8 protein-coding genes are annotated in these 9850 nt (G+C 62.1%); 4 read left to right on the top strand and 4 right to left on the bottom strand.

Annotated features, from left to right (window positions below):
- Window positions 1-41: 41 nt before the first annotated feature.
- Both moaA and ACM0PY_RS20900 read right to left on the bottom strand, forming a co-directional pair.
- Window positions 42-1082 (bottom strand): GTP 3',8-cyclase MoaA, encoded by a 1041-nt coding sequence (gene moaA, locus ACM0PY_RS20905; protein ID WP_235646860.1) that lies wholly within the window; start codon window positions 1080-1082, stop codon window positions 42-44.
- Window positions 1083-1113: 31 nt separating this feature from the next.
- Window positions 1114-3387: an FdhF/YdeP family oxidoreductase gene (locus tag ACM0PY_RS20900; protein ID WP_134969176.1), complete on the bottom strand. Its 2274-nt coding sequence runs from the start codon at window positions 3385-3387 to the stop codon at window positions 1114-1116.
- A gap of 578 nt (window positions 3388-3965) precedes the next feature.
- On the opposite strand from ACM0PY_RS20900, the gene fdhD reads away from it, so the two are divergent.
- The 4 genes from fdhD (at window position 3966) to cydB (ending at window position 7594) form a co-directional block, all read left to right on the top strand.
- Window positions 3966-4736 (top strand): formate dehydrogenase accessory sulfurtransferase FdhD, encoded by a 771-nt coding sequence (gene fdhD, locus ACM0PY_RS20895; RefSeq protein WP_219633506.1) that lies wholly within the window; start codon window positions 3966-3968, stop codon window positions 4734-4736.
- Window positions 4729-4992 (top strand): hypothetical protein, encoded by a 264-nt coding sequence (locus tag ACM0PY_RS20890; RefSeq protein WP_134972546.1) that lies wholly within the window; start codon window positions 4729-4731, stop codon window positions 4990-4992. Before fdhD ends, ACM0PY_RS20890 begins: the two co-directional genes overlap by 8 nt.
- 188 nt (window positions 4993-5180) lie before the next feature.
- The gene (locus ACM0PY_RS20885; protein ID WP_134972545.1) at window positions 5181-6569 is read left to right on the top strand and encodes a cytochrome ubiquinol oxidase subunit I; all 1389 of its coding nucleotides are present in this window, start codon (window positions 5181-5183) and stop codon (window positions 6567-6569) included.
- 11 nt (window positions 6570-6580) lie between these two features.
- A complete protein-coding gene (cydB, locus tag ACM0PY_RS20880; protein ID WP_134969173.1) occupies window positions 6581-7594 on the top strand; it encodes a cytochrome d ubiquinol oxidase subunit II in 1014 nt (337 codons plus the stop codon).
- Window positions 7595-7712: 118 nt separating this feature from the next.
- Here cydB and dnaK read toward each other — a convergent pair whose 3' ends face one another.
- Together dnaK and ACM0PY_RS20870 are read right to left on the bottom strand one after the other, a co-directional pair.
- On the bottom strand, window positions 7713-9629 hold the full coding sequence (dnaK, locus tag ACM0PY_RS20875; protein WP_180886457.1) for a molecular chaperone DnaK: 1917 nt from the start codon (window positions 9627-9629) through the stop codon (window positions 7713-7715).
- 82 nt (window positions 9630-9711) lie between these two features.
- The coding region (locus tag ACM0PY_RS20870) for a ClpB D2-like domain containing protein (RefSeq protein WP_423176716.1) at window positions 9712-9850 on the bottom strand (139 nt) is incomplete at its 5' end.

Below are 9850 nucleotides of genomic sequence, written 5' to 3'. Positions count from 1 at the left end.
CATGTGGAAGGCCGCATTCAATTCCCCACTCATCGTGTTGCTCATCCTCCGATCGAGGCCAGGTGCGGGGTCAGCCCGGTCTGGCCCTGGTGCAGTCCATGCCCGGCCGCTTTCAGGCCAAGCTGGGTGGTGATGCGTGCCAGCAGCGCGTCGTGGTCATCGTCGCGCTGCAGCAGCGGGCGCAGCGGAACGCCGAACTCGCCGAACAAGCACAGCCGCAGGTCGCCCTTGGCGGTCACCCGCAGGCGGTTGCAGCCCTTGCAGAAGTCACGCGAATACGGCGCGATGATGCCGATGCTGCCGCGATGGTCGGGGTGGCCGAACTCGCGCGCCGGGCCGGCATCGGCCGCGCGCGGCCGCTCGTGCCAGCCCGCGGCCAGCAGCTGCTCGATCACCCGATCGGCACGCAGGTGGTGGCGCTGGAAATAGGCTTCGTTGTCGCCGGTGCGCATCAGCTCGATGAAGCGCACGCTGAAGGGGCGATCGCGCAGGTAGTCCATCCACTGCGGCAGCTCGTCGTCGTTCAGGCCGCGCAGCAGCACTGCGTTGAGCTTGATCGCCTGCAGGCCCAACGCCTGCGCCAGGGCCAGGCCCTGCTGGATTTCCGGCAGGCGGTCATGGCCGGTGATGGTCTTGAAGCGTTCGCGCTGCAGGCTGTCCATGCTCACGTTCAGCGCAGTCAGGCCGGCCCGGTGCCAGCCCGGCAGGCGCCGCGGCAGCAGCGTGCCATTGGTAGTGATGGCCACCTTGCGGATGCCCGGCACCGCCGCCACGGCGGCGATGATCTCGTCCAGATCCTTGCGCAGGCTGGGCTCGCCACCGGTCAGGCGGATCTTGCTCATCCCCAGCGCGGCAAAGGCCCGCACCAGGCGGCCGATCTCATCCACCTGCAGGAAACGCGGGCGGCCGTCGGCTTGGTAACCGTCGGGCAGGCAGTAGCTGCACCGGAAGTTGCAGGCTTCGGTGAGCGACAAGCGCAGGTACGGAAAGCTGCGTCCGAAGCTGTCGGTGAGTTCCCGCGCAGGCTGCCCCGACCCGGCCGGGGCCGGCGCTTCTGGTACCCGGATGAGCTGGCCTGACATGTTTCCTCCTCCCGACGGCGCGTCGGAATTGTTACTGCGAAATGACCACGCGCACTGGGATCGACTTCGCTGCGGGGGTTCCGCTGATACGGTCGAAGTAGTCCAGCGGCAGCAGCGGATTGAGTTCAGGGTAGTAGCCCGCCACTGCGCCCCGTGGCATGGGATAGTCCAGCACAGTGAGACCATCCACGCGGCGGTGCACCCCATCGCTGGAGATGGTTTCCAGGCTGACCTTCCCTTCCTTGCTGATCCCGCGCGCTACACGATCCTCCAGGTTCATGAAGAGGATCATGCGGTCGTTGTACACGCCACGGTAGCGATCGTTATAGCTGTAGATCGTTGTGTTGTACTGGTCATGGGAGCGCACCGTCGCCAGCCGCAGCATGGTCGGATCCTCGACCACATCGTTCACTTCGAGTCCAGGGAACAGCAGGATGTTGGCCTTGCCATTGGGTGTCGGCCATTCTCGACGGCGTGGCGGAATGTCCAGGTGGAAGCCGTGCTTCGCTTGGATCCGCTCATTGAAGCCTGTATAGATTTCGGGATAGACCGCCGCGATCAGATCGCGGACGTGGTCGTAGTCGTACATGCAGGCGGCCCAATCGACCCTGCTGTCGGGCAATGCTGCCATCGCCATGCGGCATACGATCTCCACCTCCGGCAGAACATGCTCGCTCACGGGCTGCAGCACGCCGCGTGAGGCGGTCACATTCGACATCGCGTCCTCGATGGTGATGAATTGCTCGCCCAACGGTGTATGGATCCATTCCGACCGCGCTACCACGGGAAGGATCAGCGCCTCCTTCCCGTGCACCAGGTGGCCACGGTTGAGCTTGGTGGCAATGCCAACAGTGAGTTCCAGGTTGCGCATCGCCCGGTAGGACACCTCGGTATCCGGCACGGCGTGGATGAAGTTGCCGCCCATGCCAATGAAGACCTTGGCAGTTCCCGCCAGCATCGCCTCGAGTGACTCCACGACATGGTGCCCATGCTCGCGTGGTGGCTCAAAGCCGAATACTTCACGGACCCGGTCGAGATAGCGCTGCGTCGGCTTCTCGTCGATGCCGACAGTGCGGTCGCCCTGCACGTTGGAATGCCCGCGGATGGGTGCGATACCTGCGCCAGGCTTTCCGAAGTTTCCACGCAGCATCAACAGGTTCGCGACCTGCTGCAGTAAGCGCGAGCCCTGCTGGTGCTGGGTCAGGCCCATGCCATAGCAGATGATGGTTGCACGGGAGCGGACGTATATCTCGGCGCAGCGCAGGATCTGTTCCTTCTTGATCCCGGACACCCGCACAATCTCGTCCCAGTCCTGCGCCATCACCTCGTCGCGCAACGCATCCAGCCCGACTGTGTGCTCGGCCAGGAATTGGTGGTCGAGCACCGTTTCACCGGCGGCTTCCCGCTCGAACATGGCCTTCATCATGCCCTTGATCAGGGCCAGATCACCGCCAATCCGAATGTGAACGAACTCGCTGGAAATCTCGGTGGAACCGAACGTCGCCATCTGCACGACGTCCTGCGGCTCGGCAAAGCGGATCAGAGCGCGCTCTGGCATTGGGTTGACCGCAACGATCGGAACCTTGCGCTTTCGCGCCTCCACCAGGTTGGTCATCATTCGGGGGGAGTTCGTACCCGTGTTCTGCCCGATGACGAAGATGGCCTCCGCATGCTCGAAGTCGTCCAGCACGATGGTGCCCTTGCCGATACCGATTGCCGGCGGCAGACCGCGGCTAGTTGGCTCGTGGCACATGTTGGAGCAGTCGGGGAAGTTGTTGGTCCCGAACTCGCGAACGAAGATCGAGTACAGGAACGCAGCTTCGTTGGGTGTGCGCCCAGATGTGTAGAACTCCGCCTCATGCGGGCTCGACAAAGATCGCAGGTGACGCCCGATCGTCGCAAAAGCTTCATCCCAGCTGCATGGAACATAGTGATCGGTCGCCGCGTCATAGCGCATGGGCTCGGTTAGCCGGCCTTGCATCTCCAGCCAGTAATCGGATTGCGCCATCAGCTCCTGCACTGTGTGCTGGGCGAAGAACTCACGAGTCGCGCGATGCTTGGTCGCTTCCCATGCCAATGCCTTGGCCCCGTTCTCGCAGAACTCGAGCTTCTTGGTGTGATCAGCATCCGGGAACGCACAGCTGGGGCATTTGAATCCTCCCGGCTGGTTCATCGACAGCAGGGCCTTGGAGCCCTTGGTAATGACACTCTGCTGCATCAAAACCTTGGCTGTCGCACCTGCGGCACCCCAGCCACCGGCGGGATGATCGTAGGCCTTGTAACGGGGGATCTTCTGCTCTGGCATGACAGGCACTCGCGGCACAAGTTTTTGGGAGTGAGCAAAGTTAAGCACGCAACAGATTCGGCAGCTACGGACAGTGTGTCCGGCCGCACCGGACGGTCCGTCCTCGCTGCGACCGGGCGCGGCGCAGCGGCGCGGAAAATCACGTTGGCTGCCGTAAACCTCCGGAGCGTCGGTGACGGTTGAGCGCGCCATCACGAAACGTTCACATCGCGCGCCATTAAAAAAACGCTTTTGAATTCAGACACCTCCGAACCCCCTTCCCGCCTCAACGCCACTGCATCGGCGTGCCGCGGCCCAAGCTGTCCGTTCATTTGCGTCAAATTGTCCATGCACGCGTATTCGCTGTTTTTGGACGTAGTAGCGTGCGCGTCCTAGGGATAGTCTCTCCAGCATTGGAGCCCTACACCGATATCGTGGCGCCCTGCCCTGCCAACAGGCCGGCTCTCGCGTACGCCCCGGCTCCCCAACTCGCCAGGCCACTTCATATGTTTGAGCCCAGCCCAGTCCTCGCGGGAAACACAGACGGAATCGTGCGCCGGCGGACCATCCAGTGGCGTGGTGATGTACGCCGCTCGATCATGGACAGCGTCGCTGAAGAAGTGCCGGTGGCCATGCTCTACAACGATGTTGCGTTCTCGGTGATGATGTCGAGCCCTGCGAATCTGGAGGATTTCGCTCTCGGCTTCTCGCTGACGGAAGGACTGATTGCTGACCCGGCCCAGTTCGTAAGCGTAGAAGTCCGCCCGCGCCTGGAAGGCATAGAGCTGGCCATGACGGTTACCAGTGACGCGCCGGTCCTGGCTGCAGCTACAACAAACAGAGGGCGCAACCTGCCTGGCCGTAGCGGTTGCGGCATCTGCGGGGCCAGCCAGCTGGAGGAGGTCATTCGCAGGCCAACGCCACTTGACCATCCCGCAACCTGCTCTGTGGCTTCAGTGCGATTGGCTTTGGCCTCGCTGAAGCAGGGCCAGCCGATGAATGCTGCTGCAGGCTCAACCCATGCGGCCGCTTGGGCAGACCAGGATGGCCGCATTCTGCAGCTTCGCGAAGACGTTGGCCGGCACAATGCGCTCGACAAGCTGATCGGGTCCCTCGCGCGACGCTCGGTATCGACAAGGGCCGGCATCCTGCTGCTATCCAGCCGCGCCAGCTATGAAATGGTCAGCAAGGCTGCCATTGCCGGAATGGCAATCGTCGCTGCAGTTTCGGCCCCAACCGCGTTGGCGATCGACCTGGCAAAAGCAGCAGGGATCTGCCTCGTTGGCTTTGCGCGCAGTGAAGGCTTCAATGTGTACTCCCACCCCAACCGTCTGTTGGAACTGGACTCCATTGCACTTGCTCATGCATGAGCACCCAGCCAGCAGGATTTCCGATCACGTTGCCGAGACTGAGGGTGCCACCATGCCTCCCGAGTGCTTTGATCTATACACGAACCCAGCCCGCCCGACATTGGCGCTCTACGTCCGTAAAGGCGCCGGTCTTCCGGACCTTGCCGATTCGTCGGGCTGGTCGATGGAGGGTGAAATCTGGTCTAACGAAATTCCTCCCGATGTACTGAAGACCCTGGAAGCCAATGGGCACGTCTTCCAGGAGCTGGGTGCCTGATCTGATAAGCCCGGCCTTGCAGATGCCGGGCCAAGCGACGACCGCTATGCCTGGGCACGGTAGGCCCTTGCGGTTGGCTGAAGAACTTCAGCCTGTACCAACTGTGCATCTCACCGTTCGCGATGAAGTGCATCCTTCCAGCGACGTTCTGTCTCCTTTCTCGGCTCCATCGAACCCTCGAGACCTCTATGGACGCACTCATCCTGTCGCGGATCCAATTCGGCTTCCTCATCAGCTTCCACGTGCTGTTTCCGGCCTTCACCATTGGCCTGGCGAGCTGGCTGGGTTTCGTGGAGTGGCGATGGCTACGCACCCGGAACCCTGTCTGGCGCGAGCTCTTCTTCTTCTGGCAGAAGATCTTCGCAGTCTCGTTCGGAATGGGGGTGGTCAGCGGTATCGTCATGGCCTTCCAGTTCGGCACGAACTGGCCACGCCTGAGCCAGGTCGCGGGAACGGTGATCGGCCCGCTGCTGACCTACGAGGTCCTGACCGCGTTCTTCCTGGAAGCCAGCTTCCTTGGGGTGATGATGTTTGGCTGGGGCCGGGTCTCGCCGCGTCTCCACTTCCTGTCCACCTGCATGGTTGCACTTGGAACGCTCTTCTCGACCTTCTGGATCCTGGCATCCAACAGCTGGCTGCATACGCCTGCCGGCTACGAAATGGTCAATGGCGTCGTGCATCCGGTGAACTGGGCGGAGGTGGTCTTCAATCCGTCGTTCCCGTTCCGCTTGGCGCACATGGCGTTGGGCTCCTTCATCACCACCTGCTTCGTCATTGGCGGCGTGGGTGCTTGGTACCTGCGACGCAAGGAGCACGTCGAAGCCGGTCAGAAGATGCTGAAGGCCGCAGTGATCTTCGCCGCACTCACAGTCCCGGTCCAGATCTTCGTCGGCGATATGCATGGCCTCAACACCCTTAAGCACCAACCCATGAAGATTGCTGCCGTTGAGGCCCACTGGCATCAGGGCAAGCCCGGCGAGGGTGTCCCGCTGGTGGTCTTCGCCGTGCCCAACGAACAACAGGGGCGCAATGATCTGGAGATCGCCATTCCGCGGATGGGTAGCCTCATCCTGACGCACTCGCTGGACGGCACCTTTGCACCGTTGACGTCAGTGCCTGCCAGTGAGCGGCCGCCGGTGCTTCCGGTCTTCTATGCATTCCGGATCATGGTCGGACTGGGCAGCCTGATGTTACTGGTGGCCTGGCTTTCGGCACTCGCCCTCGTCCGCAGGAAGCTGTTCGGGTCGCCACTGCTGTTGCGCGTATGGAACTGGATGCTCCCGAGTGGCTTCATCGCCTTGGTTGCGGGCTGGTTCGTCACCGAGATGGGACGCCAGCCTTGGGTTGTCTATGGCGTGCTGCGCACCGCCGATGCGGTGGGGCCACAAACGGCCTGGATGACCGCGCTTTCGCTGGCGGTCTACATCGCAGGTTATGCATTCGTCTTCGGTTGGGGGATCTGGTATCTGGTCAAAATCCTGCGCCACGGCCCGCGCGTTCATGATGCCGGCCCATCGCTCGAGGGCGGCGACCGCACTCCGGCGCGCCCGATCTCCGCTGCCGATCAATCCCTCTGAGGAGCGCTGACATGGACTCGATCACGTGGTTGCCCGTTGCCTGGTTCGGCGTCATCAGCTTTGGTGTTCTGATGTATGTCGTTCTGGATGGCTTTGTGCTGGGTATCGGCATTCTGGCGCCGTTTGCCGAGGACGAAGAGCAGCTGGATGTCATGATGAACACCGCCGCCCCGATCTGGGACGGCAACGAAACCTGGCTGGTGCTGGGGGGCGCTGGATTGCTGGCAGCGTTCCCCAAGGCATATTCCGTGCTGCTTTCGGCGCTTTACCTGCCAGTGCTTCTGCTTCTCGTATCGCTGGTTTTCCGCGGGGTGGCCTTTGAGTTCCGGTTCAAGGCTCATCGTTCGAAACGCCTCTGGAGCGTCGCCTTTGGCCTCGGCTCACTGTTGGCGGCGTTCTCGCAGGGCGTGATCCTGGGCACGGTGGTGCAAGGCGTGCCGGTGGTGAATGACGCATATGTCGGTGGTCCCTTCCTGTGGTTCAGTCCCTTTGCCATGCTCACCGGTGCCGCGCTGGTGGCCGGCTATGGCCTGCTGGGCGGTACGTGGCTGATCCTGAAGACAGAAGGGCGGACCCACGCCTTGGCCAGGCGCTTGACCCGCCCACTGGTGGTCGCGGTGATCGTGGCGATGGGGCTGGTCAGCAGCTGGCTCCCGTTCCTCGACCTGCGGTTGATGGCCCGGTGGTTCAGTGACGGAAACTTCTGGTGGCTGTCCCCTGTCCCGCTTCTTACGCTCGCCGTCGCCGTCGCCCTGTGGCGTGCCGAGAAGCGCCCGTCACATCACCTGGCGCCCTTCGTACTCAGCCTGTCGCTGTTCATTCTTGGCTATCTGGGCCTTGTGCTTGGTATGTGGCCCTATCTGCTGCCGCCGACTCTGACGCTCTGGGAGGCAGCGGCACCCGCATCCTCGCTTGGCTTCAGCCTGGTCGGTCTGTCGGTCATGCTTCCCGTTATTCTGGGCTACACCGCGTGGTCCTACCGAGTCTTCCGCGGCAAAGTCAGTGCCGAGACCAGCTATCACTGAACACGTAGCACAGCCTGGATCGTAGGCACTGGACAGAAAGCAGCAAGGGCGCAACGGGATTCCGTTGCGCCCTTGTCCTGTCTGCCCTTGGCGCGTTGAATGGCGCGCCAGATTGCTCTTACTTGTCCTTGACTTCGGTGAAGTCCGCATCCACGACGTCATCACCGCCGCCGGCACCGTGCTCAGGACCACTGCCCCCCGCCTGTGGCTGCTCTTGCGACGTAGCCGCTGACAGAAGCGGAGCAGCTATACGCTCCAGCGCCTGCGTCTTCGACTCAATCTGGGATCTATCTTCGCCCTTCATCGCCAACTCGACGCTGGACAGTGCCGCTTCGACTTCGCCGATGACTTCGCCGCCGACCTTGCTTCCATGTTCGCGGACCGCATTCCGCACGGTATAGACCAAGGCATCGGCCTGGTTTCGGGCGCCAACCAGTCCCTGAAACTTCAGGTCATCGTCACGATGCTTCTCTGCATCGCCGACCATGCGCGCGATCTCCTCCTCGGACAGGCCCGAACCGGCTTTGATCTCGACCTTCTGTTCCTTGTTGGTCTTCTTGTCCTTGGCCGACACGTGCAGAATGCCGTTGGCGTCGATATCGAAGGACACTTCCACCTGCGGCAGGCCGCGCGGGGCCGGCTCGATGCCGGACAGGTCGAACTTGGCCAGCGACTTGTTGAAGCGGGCCTGTTCGCGCTCGCCCTGCAGGACGTGGACAGTTACGGACGGCTGATTATCCTCTGCGGTCGAGAAGGTTTGTGAAGCCTTGGCCGGAATGGTGGTGTTCTTCTCGATGATCTTGGTGAACACGCCGCCCATGGTCTCGATGCCCAGCGAGAGCGGAGTCACGTCCAGCAACAGCACGTCCTTGACGTCACCGGCGAGTACCCCGCCTTGGATCGCCGCACCCAGTGCCACGGCTTCGTCCGGGTTGACGTCCTTGCGCGGTTCCTTGCCGAAGAACTCGGTTACCGCCTGCTGCACCTTCGGCATGCGGGTCTGTCCGCCGACCAGGATCACGTCGTCGATATCGCTCGAGCGCAGGCCTGCATCGTTCAGGGCGACGCGGCACGGCTCGATCGACTTCTTGATCAGGTCGTCCACCAGGGCTTCCAGCTTGGCGCGGGTCAGCTTGATGTTCAGGTGCTTCGGACCCGACGCGTCAGCGGTGACGTACGGCAGGTTCACTTCGGTCTGCTGGGCGCTGGACAGCTCGATCTTGGCGCGTTCTGCGGCGTCCTTCAGGCGCTGCAGGGCCAGCGGATCCTTGCGTAGGTCGATGCCCTGCTCCTTATTGAACTCATCCACAAGGTAGTCAATAACCCGCTTGTCAAAGTCCTCACCGCCCAGGAACGTGTCGCCGTTGGTGGCCAACACTTCGAACTGCTTTTCACCGTCGACCGTGGCAATCTCGATGATCGACACGTCGAAGGTACCGCCGCCCAGGTCATACACCACGATCTTGCGATCCTTGTTGTCGCCCTTGTCCAGGCCATAGGCCAGCGCAGCCGCGGTCGGCTCATTGATGATGCGCTTGACGTCCAGGCCGGCGATGCGGCCGGCGTCCTTGGTGGCTTGGCGCTGGCTGTCGTTGAAGTAGGCCGGCACGGTGATGACCGCCTCGGTGACCTTCTCACCGAGGAAGTCCTCGGCGGTCTTCTTCATCTTTTCCAGCACCTTGGCCGAGACTTCCTGCGGGGCCATCTTCTTGCCGTCGCTGGTAGCCACCCACGCGTCGCCATTGTCGTGGGAAATGATGCTGAAAGGGACCAGACTGAGGTCCTTCTGGACCTCAGGATCCTCAAACTTACGTCCAATCAGGCGCTTTACGGCGTAGAAGGTGTTCTTCGCGTTAGTGACCGCCTGGCGCTTGGCAGCTGCGCCCACCAGGATTTCCCCTTCCTTGGTGTATGCAACGATCGACGGCGTGGTGCGATCGCCTTCTGAGTTCTCAATCACGCGGGCCTTTGTGCCCTCGATGATCGCCACGCATGAGTTGGTCGTGCCCAAATCGATACCAATGATCTTGCCCATCATCTTCACCTTGGGTTGTCTGGAACTGCAATGCCACGAGCGGTGCCGGCCCTTGTCGATATGGTCACCCCGCTCGGCTCTATCAGGTACTCCTGAAGACCAAATGCCCACCCTCATTGCCGACTTCGATGGTGTCACCGTTGACGAACGCGCCGGACAGGATCTGCTGCGCCAGCGGATTCTCCAGCTGCGACTGGATCGCCCGCTTCAGCGGCCGCGCG

This window comes from Stenotrophomonas sp. BR163, assembly GCF_047520985.2.
In the GTDB taxonomy this organism is placed as follows: Bacteria; Pseudomonadota; Gammaproteobacteria; order Xanthomonadales; family Xanthomonadaceae; genus Stenotrophomonas; species Stenotrophomonas sepilia.
This window is presented reverse-complemented; position numbering and strand designations above follow the sequence as displayed.